Origin of the sequence: Enterococcus sp. S53 (assembly GCF_016516865.1) — a bacterium.
Classification (GTDB): domain Bacteria; phylum Bacillota; class Bacilli; order Lactobacillales; family Enterococcaceae; genus Enterococcus_D; species Enterococcus_D innesii.
Window position 1 is genome coordinate 70,403 of sequence record NZ_JACVUH010000002.1, and the last position, 14,626, is coordinate 85,028.

Here is a 14,626-nt window from a genome sequence, read left to right on the forward strand (position 1 = left end):
TTACCTCTCGTATTCAGTAGGTGCTCGTAATTCCACCCATTCATTTTTTTTATTTGATTCATAAAGACCACAAACTACTTGTAATGAGTCAAAAGCATCAGTTATGGCCAGTAATTTTGTTAGATGATTTTCTATTCCTTCCAGTCGCAGCATCAGTGCTTGGTAAACAGCCAAGTGGCCATTACCCCAATATTCTTTGGCAACTGTTGAACGCTCAAAATGTTCTAGTGGAAGGGCACAATTGTTAAACCACAATGCTTCATTCGTAAGAACTGCCTGACCAGCAGTATAATCAAAAGTGATCCGTGGAGAGGAATCTTTTGCGTAATTATTTGAAGCATAGAGAACAAATTTTGTTTCTTCATTAATCAGACCGGTTCCAATAGCAGCATCTTCTACTTCAATCAGCCCTTCAAGAAATGAGGTCATAATTTTTCCTTTGATCTTTTTGGGAACACCGGCAAAATGACAAACGGCATCAATCGTATGGATTGCTTGATTGATCAATACACCGCCACCTTCTTTTTCCCAAGTGCCTTTCCAAGACGAATCTGCGTAGTAAGCGGCCTCTCGATTCCATGAAACTTCCGCTTTTACCCCTTCTAGTTCTCCCAAATCTTGACTGATGAGTTGTTCCATTGCTAAAAAAGAAGGATTAAATCGGTTTTGGTAACAAACATGATAATATTTATCTGTCTTAGCAGCAGCGGCCAGTATTTCCTCGGCCTCTGCCACTGTTGTAGCCATTGGTTTCTCACACAAAACATGTTTATGTCCATTTAATGCTGCGAGACTCATCTCTTTATGCAAATAATGGGGTGTCAAAATCACAACTACATCCACTGTTTGATCAGCGATCAACATCTTATAGTCTGTATAATAGGAACATCCTTCTGAACGAGCAGTTTTTCTGGCTTTCTCTTCATCACTATCACAACAAGCGCTTATGACACCACCCGCTGATCGTATCGCTTCTAAGTGTATGTGATGAATAGCACCACAACCAATTATTCCAAACCGAACCATACCCACTGCCTTCTTTCATTAATAAGTATTTCTGGTATCTAATACTTTTTCTTCGCCTAGTTTTATTTCTGATGCATCGATTCGTTTCGTTAATTCTTCTAAGAAAAGTTCTTCATCAATCGGCAGATCGACCCACCGCTCTTGCCATGAGGATAAATGAATCGCGTTAGAGATACTTAAACCGAATATGCCATCTTGAGCAGGAGAAAGGAGTGTTTCATCAAATAAAATATGATTGATAAAATTTTGTGTGACCTTCCAATGGCCGTTTTCTCCATCAAAAATCACTGGCACCTTGATTTCCCAAACTTCAGGCTCTCCGAAACCTCCTGAGTAAGTAGCATTCCATTCTGTCTCATCCACAGTAGTACGCCAAAATTTTAATTGATCTTCTTCAATGACAATCTTTCCTTGAGAACCAACGATTTCAAAACGATTTGTTCCAGGCGTCTCTGTTGTTGTAGTAACGAAGACACCGGTTGCGCCATTGGGGTATTCAACATACGCAGTGACTTCTGTTTCAACTTCTACATTTCTCCGTTTGCCGTTATACGTGAACGCAAATATTCTTTGAGGCATACCACAGATCCATTGCCACAAATCCAATTGATGGGGATCTTGATTCAGTAAAACACCTCCCCCTTCACCTTTCCAAGTCGCACGCCAATTACTAGAATCATAATAGCTTTGCGAGCGATACCAATTTGTGATTATCCAGTTGCTACGACGCAATTCGCCAATCTGACCACTGCCTACTAACTCTCTTGCTTTTTGATAAATTGGATTCATGCGCTGATTGTACATCAATGCTAACGTTAATTCTGGATGTTTTTTTGCTTCTTCAATCATTTCACGGACTTTTTTCGTATAGACCCCAGCAGGCTTCTCTACTAAAACGTGTTTACCTGCTTTTAGACCTGCAATAGCTAGGATCGGATGGTCATAATGAGGGGTAGCAATCACAATAGCATCGACGGCTGGATCATTTAAGATTGCCTCATCCGTAGAGTAATAGCGAAACTGATCACCGTAACGCTCCTGAACAAGTGCTAATTTATCTGGATTTACATCGCAAACAGCCACCAGTTCGACATGATCTATCTTGCCGGATAAGATATTAGTTAAATGCAAAGTACCAATGTTGCCCACACCAATAATTCCAATACGTACATTTTTCATACTACTTCCACTCCTGTTCCATTTCAGAAACTAAAATCGTTTTCAACGCTTCGCTTGCTACTGTAAATAGTTTGGCTCCGTCTCCTTCATTCGAAGCAATCGAATCACCTGATTCTAAATCAGCAAAGCCATCAAAAATCGATAAGTGAGGTTCTAGCGAAGCAAAACCTGCGAAACCATCTGCGACTAATGCTTCCAAAACGTTTTGAACTTGCCCATCTCCTTTTCCAGCTGGTGTGACACGATGATCTTCATAGCGTGCATCTTTGATATGCATATACGCAATATGCTTTTTCAACAAGCGATACGCATGGGGGAAGACTTCTACATCACATTGCACAAAATTTGCAGGATCAAATGCAGCTTTTACTTGAGGGCTGTTTAATGCCTGTAGCAGATGCAAGCAACGCTCTGGTGTGTCTCCATATATATCTTTTTCATTTTCATGGAGCAATGTAATCTGTGGATATTCTTGCGCTATTTCTAAAAATTGTTGCCAGCGTTCAAGCACCTCATTTTGGTAATCATCAGCTTTATCGGGATCATCGATATAGAAGCTGAACATCCGGACATAAGGACTTTCAAAAATAGCAGCCAGTTCCAAAATATGCTTAAAGAGCGCTAAATGTTCAGCGAAGTCGTCTGTCAATTTGATTTTGCCAATAGGAGACCCAATGCTTGAAACTGCGATTCCAGCTTCTTCAAATTGTTGTTTATATTCTTTGGCCTCTGACAAAGTTAATTCACTGACATTTTTCCCATCAAGACCTCGTACCTCGATATGACGAATATCATTCTTTTTTAAAACTCGGATCTGCTCCGACACGTTAGGACTGATTTCATCTGCAAAACCTGTAATTGTAAAATTGTTCATATTTTTCACCTTTTTCAATTGTATTTTACCCTTTGACCCCACCAGCGGTCGATCCACCAATAAAATGTTTTTGAGCTGAGAAATAGATCAAAATAGAAGGTATCAACCCGATAATGGACATGGCAATATTTTTGTTCCAACTAAAATCTGCTGAGGTTGTATCCAACGCCATTCGCAAAGCGAGGGAGACCGGATATTTTTCTACGGAAGAAATGTAAATCAGAGGACCTTGAAAATCAGTAAACGTCCAAATAAATTGGAAAAGGCCTGCAGTGATCAACGAAGGTTTCAGTATGGGAACTAGCACTCGAAGCAATGTCATGAATGAATTGCAGCCATCTATTCGGGCGGCTTCATCAAGTTCTTTAGGTACACTACGGAAAAATTGGACAAGCATATAAACAAAAAAGGTGTCACATGCAAAAGCCGAATTCGCAATCAATGGAATATATGAATCCAATAAATTCAAGTTTTTCCAAAAGATATACAATGGAATTCTTGTCACAATGCCTGGCAAAAATAGCGTACCGATCATAATCGGAAAAAATACTTTCTTCAATGGAAAATCAAAACGTGAGAATCCATAAGCAGCTAAAGTACAGGAAATCAATGTCAAAATAACTTTTGGGATAACGATCAGAAAGGAATTCATAAAATAAGTAAAGAACGTATATTGGCTAGATGTCTTCCAACCTTCAATGTAAGGTGTAAAGTCTAACTGATTCGGTACAAACCAAATCGATTGAAAAATTTCAGAATTACTTTTGAAGGAAGCGCCAAAAAGCCATAGAATTGGATAAAGCATGACTAAAGCACCTAAGACAAGTGCAAGATAGCGTAATGCCGTGATCAACTTCTTTTTAGGATTAGTTGATTTCTTTTTTGCTGCTTTGTTTTTCATTGAAAATTCCATCTCTATTTTCCTCCATCCGCATAGAAAACCCAATGTTTAGAAGTCTTGAATAAAATTGCTGTGAAAACCATGATCATGATGAATAACACCCATGACAGTGCACTGGAATAGCCCATGTTGAAATTTTTAAAAGCACTTTCATAAATATACATAGGCAACAAATAAGTTTGTTTCATGGGTCCTCCACCCGTCACTAAAAATGGTCCGTCAAATTCTTGGAAGGCTTGGACCAATTGTAAAATCAAATTGAAGAAAATGATCGGTGATAATTGCGGCAATGTGACTGAAAAAAATTGTCTCGTTTTTGAAGCCCCATCAATTGCTGCAGCTTCATAAAGCTCTTGTGGAATTTCCGCTAGTGCATTCAAAAAGATAACCATTGCAGAACCAAATTGCCAGATCCGTAGAAGAACAATCGTAAACATAGAGCCAGCAGCACTAGAAAACCAGCCAATCGATCCAATTCCGACCATATTTAATACCATATTGACTAAACCGTCTGCTTTAAATAGAAATTGCCATAGTACAGCAATCGCTACATTCGCTCCTAAAATAGAGGGAATATAATAAGCTGTCCTAAAAAAGCCAATAAATTTCAATTTTGAATTCATGATATAGGCAATTAAAAGAGCAAAAACCAATTTAAAGGGAACCGTAAACACAACAAATTTCACCGTTGCTTTCAAAGAAATCCAAAAAGTTGGATCGTCTTTGAACATTTTCAGATAGTTGGAAAATCCAATAAACGTAGGCTCATTAAGTAGCGAATAATCTGTAAAACTATAATACAAGGATGACGTAAAAGGATAGATAACAAAAAAGCAAAGGCCAATCAACCAAGGAGTGATATACACAAGCCCTAGTAATTTATCTTTTTTCATAATAATGAACACCCCTTAATATAATGAACACTGCAATAGAAAAACTTTGGGGCTGAATACTAGGTAGAACATTTGTGCTACTGCGCTCCAACCCCAACGTGATGAAATTAACCTTGTAATTTAGTTCCTTCTTCTTTGAAGGCCTCGTACAACTCTTTAGCTGCTTCTTTGGTAGAGATTTCTCCATAATCCAATTTCGTAATAACATCTAAAGTTACTTCATTTAATTTTGCCGTGTCCCATTTGAACATTGTTGAAAGACTTGTATCCACTTTTTCTTGACCTAAAGTCAATATTTCTTGAGCCATTGGGGCAATCAACTGATCTTTTTCAAGAGCTTCTTTGCCTGCTTTACTATCGGGAATCCCATTTTCTAATTTCTGAATTTTATTTGCTTCTGGATCATTCATCAGATAATTAATCAATTTAGCTGCTGCTTCTTTGTGTTTGCTTGTCTTTGGAATGGAATAAACCATTGATGGCTTGGTCCAAACACCCGTTGACTTTTCACCAGTCATTGTAGGGAATCCCGCAACCGCTAATTCAAAGCCTTGTTCTTTCAATTGACTTTCTATTGTATTCGTATTGGCAATAAACTCAAATAAACTGACCCATTTTCCTTCTAATAAAGCTGGAGCCGGAGCCCCCTCGATAGAGCCGGAGTTGTCCACCTCTTTTTTTGAAGGCATGATTTTTTTTTCTACCAATTCATGATAAAAATCAATCATATTTTCAAAATCAGACAAGGAGTAGTTCAAATTGTAATCCTCATCAGATATTGGTTTGCCAGTCTGTTGCGCAAAAATTGAAAAGAATACGATTGGTGATGCATATTTTGCACCAAAAAAATTAGCCATTGGATAATAATCTTCTGGTAATTTATCTCTCATTGCGAAAATGTCATCCCAAGATTCTGGTTTTTCAATTCCATATTTATCAGTAACCGTCTTGTTATAAAGTAAGGGACGGTAGTTGGTGGATAAAGGTAATCCTAAGATATTCCCATCGGATTTTACGGGTTCCAATACATCATCAGAAAAGTTATCAAGGCCGATTTCTTCTGATAGAGTTCCTAAATCTTCTAGTTGATTTTTATATTGGTCCATCCACATAGAATCCAAGCGAATCACATCAGCCGCCGTTCCACCAGATAATTGGGTCGTCATTTTTTCTTGATACCCGCCATAACCACCAAACTCTGCTTTTACTTTGATGTCTGGATTCTTCTCCTCAAATTTTGAAATTGCTTCTTGAACAGCTTTATTCCTAGAATCGCCTCCCCACCACGAGATTCGGATTTCTTCTATTCCACCACTTGATTTTTCTTTTGTATCGGAACCGCAAGCACTCAAAAGCATGAGTGCGCAGCCTGCTACTAACCCCATTTTTACTGTTTTCAATGCACTTTTGTGGATCATTTTCGTCTCTCCTTTATTTTCATGTCTTATTATGGCTTTCCATGAGATAATATTGTTATCGCTTACACGGTTATATTAACGTAGAAGCCCCTCTAACAATTAGATAAAAAATCGACTTCGACCCGTAAAAAATCGACTTTTAGAAAACGCTCTCTCATTTTTGAAAAATATTACACTCGCACTAATCAATCAGTAAAAAAAGATCAGAATATTCATGACTCTGATCTTTTCAAAACTTGATTTGGCGTTTTACCATACGTTTTTTTGAACAATTTACTAAAGTAATCTGGATTCTCTCGGTATCCAGTCATATCGGCTACTTCATAAACTTTATATCCACTTTCAAGTAAATCTTTGGCCTTAAGCATTCTTATCGCTTGCAAGTGATGTGAGAATTTCTCGCCAGTTTCTTTCAAATAGGTCCTTCCCAGATGTTCAGCATTTAAAAAGAGCAAATTTTGGGAAATCCATTTTAACGATAATTCTGATTCAGCGTAATATTTGTCAATGATTCGATTGAGATTGACAGAAATTTTTTCTGCTGGTGAAACAAATGTATCTGCTTGATTGATGAGTTTTATTTGCATCATCACTAAACTCCTCAGCTCTAAAAATGTTTGAGTCTGTCGCAGTTTTTTTTCAAAATCAGCAATTTCCAAATAGCTTTTGCCATTCTCTACAAAAACTTTGGAAAATTTCTGTAATAGCCATTGCTTCAAAAGTTTCACCGGTAGTAATACTTTGATTGCTTCTTGGAAAAAGCTCTCTAGTTGACTCAGAGCTTTGTCATTGTCTTTCTCTTGCAAGATATGTTCCAACCCGTCTAATTGTCGTTTACTATTTCGTTGGTTCTCTGTGACTAAGTATGGAAACTCATCTAGCATAACAACCTTTTCATCCGGATAGTAAAAGTTCCATTGGATATAAGCGATCCCCTTCTGATAGTGATGCGTTAAATCGGATAATTTAGCATTTTTTAGAACAACAATCGTAAAATGTTCATCAGAAAATGTTTTTTGAATCGGCCCAATCAGCTTGCAAGCATCTGTTTCGGATGAAAAGTAATATTGGGTAATCGGATTGATTTCTCCTAACACATAAGGTACCTTTTCTTTTTCAAAAAAATGACGCAAAGCCTCACCTATTCGCTGATTATCAGCCGATGAAATCATCCATAGAAAGAGTGACTTGTCGAAGGGATAATCCGTTTTTCCTAACAATATTTGTTCACTTAAATGGCGTAAATTCAATAATTCATGACGCTCTCTTTCAGTAATTTCTTTTAATACGTCTTGAATACTTTCTAAAATTTGATCAGGAAAAGCTGGCTTTTGTAAGAAATGTTTCACACCAAAGCGCATCGCTTTTTGCGCGTACGTCAAAGAACCAAAACCAGTCAAAATCACAATACGAATTTCTGGATCAATTGCTTGGATTTCTTTGATTAGGTCGATTCCGGAAAGCTTTGGCATATTGATATCTGTAATCAAAAGATCCACAGGATTCTCTTTCAGATAAGCTAATGCTTGTGTGCTAGAGTATAATGTCATGGTCTCCAAACTTCCGCTATAGTTTTGTCTGATAATCTCACTAATACCATCTGCACTGATTTCCTCATCATCTACCACTAAAACTTGATACTTATTCATTGGCTTTCCCTCAATTCTCACTTTCTAAGACTTCTTTATTGATTTTGATTGTAATAGCTGTTTGGAGATGGGGTACAGATGAAATCGTTAAGCTGGCTTCTCCTTGGTATAATAGCTTTAAACGAGTAGAAATATTTTCCAATCCGATTCCTGTGGATTGGTGGTGTGAAGAATTCTCCTGGAAACCCGGTCCATCATCCGAAACGACGATTTGAAACTGATCTTCTTGTTCCGTTATCATTAATTCGATATGAATTGCTTCTTCTTGCTTTTCTAGCCCATATTTGATTGCGTTTTCAATCAATGGTTGGATAATCAGTTTGGGAATGAGAAATTGATAGGTCCTCCGGTCAATGTCAGAATGAAAAATCAGCCTAGATTTAAAGCGTACTTTTTGAATAGTGAGATAAGCTTCAACAATTGCCATTTCTTCACGGACAGTATGGTAATCTTTTTCTAAATTCAGTTTTGATCTTAACAAAATAGCCAGTGATGTAACCATCATTGAAGTATCTTTATCCTTGTTCTTGATAGCCAGCCAATTGATTGAATTCAGGGTATTATACATAAAATGGGGATTTAACTGCGCTTGTAAAAAACGATATTCCATTTCCTGTGATAAAATTTTTGCTTGATACTCCTTAGTAATAAGTTCTTGAATCTCATTGACCAGATGATCAAAATTTCGATTTAGCTGGCCTATTTCATCTTTTCGTGTGAGATTTAAATGCTTGATAATTTCATTAAAATTTTGTTCTTGACTAAAATTCGTCATATTATCGGCTAAAAGATTAATGGGATGAACCAGTCTTCGAGTCAATTGACGGAAAAAAATAAAGCTAAAAAATAATACTATTAGTACAACGAAATAATAGCTGATAATGATCTGGATCACGTCCCCAATCATTTCTCGATTTTGAAGGTAATAAGTGACGGATAGCTCTTGATTTCCTACTTGAAATTCTTTTTTTAATTTGTAGAAGCGATTTTCGCCAATCGTTTGAAAGCCATAGACATCTTTGAAATGCTCATTCAAATTCTCGGCCTTTTGTTCATGCTTTCGGACTAATTCAGCAAGTTTTTCATTTGTTGATGTACTTTGACCTTTTGTTTCCAAAACGACAAAGTCGTTTTTAGAAAAAATATCACTTGAAGCCAGTAATTCTTGAACAAAAGTTAAATTAATGTATAAAATTAGACTCCCATTACGCTTAATAGGAGTATCACGGGTACCAAATAAATGACGAACGTATATAGCTTCGCTCATATCAGGTTCAAAATGCCAGAGACCTTCTGTGTCCTCGAGACCTAATGCTTTGATCACCCGCATATCAAAATCATTTTGATATTTTACATCCACATTCATCATGTTCCCAGCAATTTGTTGAAAATTTGCATCGTACAATAGCGTGTTTTTGATACTAAGTTTGTTTACTTGAAGCCAATTTAATTCATTCTGAACACTCGTAGCTAAAAAAGTGCGTTCAATCTCAGAGAGTTTTTTCTCTTGTGCTTCTTCCAAGCTTTTTTGAATCAGCTGGTTTTGCCCGATCTCTGTTGTTAACGTTTGTGCCTGATCAAGTTCATTTTTCATACTATAAGTTAATAAAGATAGCTTCTCTTGGTTTCGTTTATAAATACCTTCCGTCATAGAATTTACCAGAAAAATACCCAGCAAAAGTAAAATAACTGTAATGATTGTAAAAATAGAATAAAAGAACAAACGAATTTTTTTCTCATAAGATGTGTCATCGAACAAATTCCAAAATGAATTCATAAAAAGATTCTCTCCTTATTTGATAGCTAAAATCATCTCTTTGCTAATTGCAATAATAAACACCTCTTTCAAAAAAAACAATACTAGGGACATGATAATTTATTTTCGATTTATTAATGACTAATTTTAATACAATTAAATTTTACCTTCCTGCAAAAAAGAAAATTCAATAATCTTTGGTAAATTTTTATCACTTATTCAACTGATCTCCAATTTATTATTTCATTACATCTTCATTTTCAATAAAAAATATCGTTCTCTAATATAGTTACATCACGACAAAATAAATCCTTGTGAAAACAATAGTCTAGTTTAATGATTTTATCAAACAAATGCTGAGGTTAATAAACGAGAATTTGAAGACTAATTAAAGCTAATACAAAACCATTGATAAGGAGTCGACCTTGATCGTCAATATTGTTTTCTCACCTGCTCCTCGCGCCTGTATAAGTTGTGGTTCTACTGTGGTAGATGAAAACAGGAAAGCAATTATAGTGAAAATTTCAGAAAGAAGCTATTGTCCACTTTGAATAATACAATCATATGCCAATAGTTTTGCACTAAAAAATTAGTGTTATACCTGTAAAAACTGTAGAACCTCTTGGACTACTCAAAGTTATTTTGTCCGATTCAAACATTCAATCGCAAATCATGTTAGAATTAAAATTGCTTCTTTACTGACTGAGAAAGTATCTTTATCTTTTATTGAGAAAAGGCTTTCATGTATCTTTGACTCCGTTATTCGTATATTGAAAAAGCTTAAAAGCCATTTACTAGAGCTCTCTAAGAGAATGTTCCAAAAAAAAATGGTTGGTTGATGAATTTCGTTCGCGCGCTGCCATAGAAGATAAAATGAGCTTTATTTGTATAATCGCGAGAAGTTTCAAAATGTTCTGATCTATGAAGAAGGCATTACCCATGCGATTATCTATCCCTACTCCAATAGAAAAATAGAAGCGAAGAATACGCACATAAGGACAATGAAACGAATATCCTAAAGATTTATATTATTTGAGGACATGAGAATCAAAATCTTTTTGATCAATCAATTAATCAAAGTAAGATAACAAAAAATCTGGGTCAGAATGAGGTTCATTCCGACCCAGATTTGATTTTGCACAATTCATAAATTTTTATTGACAAAGAGTCCATTTTATAGAAACGTCCAATTCTGGCGATAAAACAGATACAATATAACAATTAATTTATATTCGTTATTTTCCTATCGATAAATATATAATCATCAATACATCTATCTATCCATCAACATTACATCTTAGTTATTTATTCCCAATATTTTTGTAGAACACATACTAGGATAGCAGCCAAATAATAAAGATTTCAAACTTAAAGACGTTCTAACAACACGACACACTCCACATGGGTCGTTTGTGGGAACAAATCAACAGGTTGGACTTCTTTTGTCACATACCCTTCTTCTTCAAACAACGCGAGGTCACGAGCCAAGGTTGCTGGATTGCAGGAAATGTAGACGATGCGCTCTGGTTTAACCGCAGCGGTCGTTTCGATAAAGCTAGCATCTAAACCTTTGCGAGGTGGATCAACGAAGACGACTGTCGGTTGAATGCCTTCGCGTAGCCATTGCGGCATGATTTTTTCGGCTTTACCGATAAAGTAATGCACGTTTTCGACACCATTTCTTTTGGCATTGGCTTTGGCATCGTTCACTGCTTCAGGAATGACTTCCATCCCTAACACTTCTTTCACGCGATCAGCCAAACTGATCCCGATCGTTCCGATTCCTGCATAGGCATCCACAACGACATCATTTTCAGACAGTTGTGCCATCTCGAAGGCGGTTTGGTACAAGACTTCTGTTTGCGCTGTGTTGACTTGGTAGAAAGATTTCGCTGAGATTTGGAAGGTTTTGCCTAATAATTGATCATCGATCGATGACTTGCCATACAAAACACGCTCGAACTCGCCCATGATCACATTGGTTTTTTCTTCATTGATGTTTTGAATGACAGAAACAACTTCTGGAATCTCTTCGTGGATCACTTCCGCGATTTCTTCTCCCTTGAAGAATTTCGGTTTACGTGTCACTAATACGACCATCATTTCACCTGAGTGATGCCCACGACGCACGACAATGTGGCGTAAGAACCCTTCATGGGCTTCTTCATTGTAGGCTTTGACATTGAAACGCTGCAAAATATCTCTGACTTTGATGATTGCTTGATCGATGTTTGGATCTTGAATATAAAAGTCTTCGATCGGTACCAGAGTATGGCTGTTTTTACGGTAAAATCCAGTCGTTAATTTTCCATGAATCTTTTGCACAGGGATTTGCGCCTTGTTACGGTAACCGAATGGTTTTTCCATCCCAATTGGCGCATTGACTGTGATTTCAGGCAATTTGGCGATTTTAGCCAAAACATTCTCTACTTGCTGCTGTTTGAAGGCTAATTGTTTGTCATAGCTCAAATGACTCAATGGAGCGATCCCGGTGCGCAACAATGCTTCATTCGGTAATTCTTGCCGATCAGGACTTGCTTGCAACAGTTTCATCACTTTGGCAAAACCAAATTTGTTGCCGACTTTCAATACTTTGACTAAGGCACGTTCATTTGGCAGGGTGTTTTCAATAAACAATAGGTAACCATCGACTTTGGCGATCCCATTTCCTTCATGGGAAAGATCCAAAATATCGACTTCAAGTTCCTGATTCTTTTTAACAGGATAATTTTTCATAGATTTCTCCTTTGTGCTTGCTTTCTTCATTTTAAAAAGGAATGGTCGAAATTGCAAGCGGTGCTTATTCTAACGGTTCAACTTGACTTCGAGCAAAAAAGAACCGAAGGAGGGAAATCGGCTGATTGCTTTTCTACGGGGTGCGGCGAAGAGCCGCTGCACCACAGGAGCAATCCCTTTTCCATCCTTCGGAAAATCGAACAGATCAGAAGTGTTTAAAACTTTCGATCACTGTTTTAGTTATCAGTTGTTTTTCTTTTTCTGTGCTTTTTCCCGTTCGCTCTTGTTCAAGATTTGTTTTCTCAAACGAATGCTTTCAGGCGTCACTTCACAGTATTCATCCTTGTTCAAGAATTCCAACGATTCTTCCAATGAAAGAATGCGAGGTTTCTTGATAACTGAGGTTTGGTCTTTGTTTGCTGAACGGACGTTGGTCATTTGCTTTGCTTTCGTGATATTGACCGTTAAGTCTTTGTCACGAGAGTTTTCACCAATGATCATTCCTTCGTACACTTCGGTACCTGGTTCAACAAAGACCGTTCCACGTTCTTCAATACTCATGATTGAGTAGGTCGTTGCTTTTCCTGTGTCGATCGATACAAGTGCGCCTTGATGACGACCGCCAATTTGTCCTTGGATCATTGGCAAATATTGATCGAAGGTATGGTGCATGATGCCGTAACCGCGAGTCATTGAGAGGAATTCAGTCGTGTAACCAACCAAGCCACGAGCTGGTGCCAAGAAAATGATTCGAACTTGTCCATTCCCTGTATTGATCATATCTTGCATTTCTGCTTTACGCATTCCCAATGATTCGATTACTGATCCCATGTATTCTTCTGGGGTATCGATTTGCACTCGTTCAAATGGTTCACATTTCACGCCATCGATTTCGCGTTCGATAACTTCTGGACGAGAAACTTGCAATTCAAAGCCTTCACGACGCATATTTTCGATCAAAATTGACAAATGAAGTTCGCCACGTCCAGAAACGATCCATGAGTCAGGTCCGATTGGATCCACACGCAATGAAACGTCTGTTTGCAATTGCGCCATTAAGCGTTCTTCAATTTTACGAGCGGTTACGAATTTTCCTTCGCGACCCGCAAATGGTGAATTGTTCACGATAAAGGTCATTTGCAATGTTGGTTCATCAATGTGTAAAACAGGTAATGAATCTTGATGATCGATTGGTGTAACAGTTTCACCAACGAAGATATCTTCCATCCCAGAAACAGCAATCAAATCACCGGCTTTGGCTTCTTGGATTTCTAAACGTTTCAAACCGAAGAAACCGAAAAGTTTCGTCACACGGAACTTTTTAACTTCTCCGTTTAATTTCATCAATGCAACTTGGTCGCCAACTTTGATTGATCCGCGGAAAACACGGCCAATACCGATACGTCCAACGTAGTCATTGTAATCAAGCAATGATACTTGGAATTGCAATGGTTCGTCACTGTTGTCGATTGGCGCTGGAATATGTTCGATGATCGTATCAAACAATGGTGCCATCGTTTTTTGTTGATCAGCAGGATCATCTGATTCACTTGAAGTTCCGTTGATCGCAGAAGCGTAGATCACTGGGAAGTCCAATTGGTCATCGTCGGCACCTAATTCGATAAATAGTTCTAAGACTTCATCGACAACATGCTCAGGGCGAGCAGATGGTTTGTCGATTTTGTTAACAACAACGATTGGCACTAAGTGTTGTTCCAACGCTTTTTTCAATACGAAACGTGTTTGAGGCATCGTTCCTTCATAAGCATCAACAACTAAAACAACACCATCGACCATTTTCATGATCCGCTCTACTTCACCACCGAAGTCCGCGTGTCCTGGGGTATCCATGATATTGATTTTGGTTCCGTTGTATTCAACCGCTGTATTTTTCGCTAAGATCGTGATACCACGTTCTTTTTCGATCGCATTTGAATCCATCGCCCGTTCTTGTAATTGGGTATGGCTATCTAACGTTTGGGATTGTTTCAATAATTCATCAACTAATGTAGTTTTTCCGTGGTCAACGTGGGCAATAATAGCGACGTTGCGGATATCATTTCTAATATTCAATTTATAAACTCCTTTTTTGGTGACATTGCACTCGACAAGCCATTATACCAGAATTTCTTTCTGAAATATAGTGCAAAGTTTTCATTTTTACAGAAAAAACCAGATATTAAAAAAATATCTG

General features: G+C 37.5%; 10 protein-coding genes and 2 pseudogenes. 2 read left to right on the top strand and 10 right to left on the bottom strand.

Annotation, left to right across the window (positions count from 1 at the left end; all coding sequences use genetic code 11):
- The 8 genes from IAE45_RS03320 to IAE45_RS03355 form a co-directional block, all read right to left on the bottom strand.
- A complete protein-coding gene (locus IAE45_RS03320; protein WP_200124974.1) occupies positions 1-1,026 on the bottom strand; it encodes a Gfo/Idh/MocA family protein in 1,026 nt (341 codons plus the stop codon).
- A gap of 18 nt (positions 1,027-1,044) precedes the next feature.
- Positions 1,045-2,205: a Gfo/Idh/MocA family protein gene (locus IAE45_RS03325; RefSeq protein WP_200124976.1), complete on the bottom strand. Its 1,161-nt coding sequence runs from the start codon at positions 2,203-2,205 to the stop codon at positions 1,045-1,047.
- Between the two features lies 1 nt (position 2,206).
- Positions 2,207-3,079, bottom strand: coding sequence for a sugar phosphate isomerase/epimerase family protein (locus tag IAE45_RS03330; RefSeq protein ID WP_200124978.1), 873 nt, complete (start codon positions 3,077-3,079; stop codon positions 2,207-2,209).
- 25 nt (positions 3,080-3,104) lie between these two features.
- On the bottom strand, positions 3,105-3,992 hold the full coding sequence (locus tag IAE45_RS03335; RefSeq protein ID WP_200124980.1) for a carbohydrate ABC transporter permease: 888 nt from the start codon (positions 3,990-3,992) through the stop codon (positions 3,105-3,107).
- Between the two features lie 2 nt (positions 3,993-3,994).
- Entirely contained in the window at positions 3,995-4,873 is an 879-nt protein-coding gene (locus IAE45_RS03340) for a carbohydrate ABC transporter permease (protein WP_200124981.1), read from the bottom strand.
- Positions 4,874-4,980: 107 nt separating this feature from the next.
- Entirely contained in the window at positions 4,981-6,291 is a 1,311-nt protein-coding gene (locus tag IAE45_RS03345) for an ABC transporter substrate-binding protein (protein WP_200124983.1), read from the bottom strand.
- Positions 6,292-6,503: 212 nt separating this feature from the next.
- Entirely contained in the window at positions 6,504-7,940 is a 1,437-nt protein-coding gene (locus IAE45_RS03350; RefSeq protein ID WP_200124985.1) for a response regulator, read from the bottom strand.
- Positions 7,941-7,950: 10 nt separating this feature from the next.
- On the bottom strand, positions 7,951-9,717 hold the full coding sequence (locus tag IAE45_RS03355; protein WP_200124987.1) for a sensor histidine kinase: 1,767 nt from the start codon (positions 9,715-9,717) through the stop codon (positions 7,951-7,953).
- Between the two features lie 332 nt (positions 9,718-10,049).
- On the opposite strand from IAE45_RS03355, the pseudogene IAE45_RS03360 reads away from it, so the two are divergent.
- A pseudogene (locus IAE45_RS03360) lies at positions 10,050-10,584 on the top strand (ISL3 family transposase); the annotation flags it as partial.
- A gap of 5 nt (positions 10,585-10,589) precedes the next feature.
- Positions 10,590-10,784, top strand: a pseudogene (locus IAE45_RS19350) (ISL3 family transposase); the annotation flags it as partial.
- Between the two features lie 280 nt (positions 10,785-11,064).
- Here the strand turns inward: IAE45_RS19350 and rlmD are convergent.
- On the bottom strand, positions 11,065-12,432 hold the full coding sequence (gene rlmD / locus IAE45_RS03365) for a 23S rRNA (uracil(1939)-C(5))-methyltransferase RlmD (RefSeq protein ID WP_200124989.1): 1,368 nt from the start codon (positions 12,430-12,432) through the stop codon (positions 11,065-11,067).
- Between the two features lie 243 nt (positions 12,433-12,675).
- Entirely contained in the window at positions 12,676-14,505 is a 1,830-nt protein-coding gene (gene typA / locus IAE45_RS03370; protein ID WP_200124991.1) for a translational GTPase TypA, read from the bottom strand.
- Positions 14,506-14,626 lie beyond the last annotated feature (121 nt).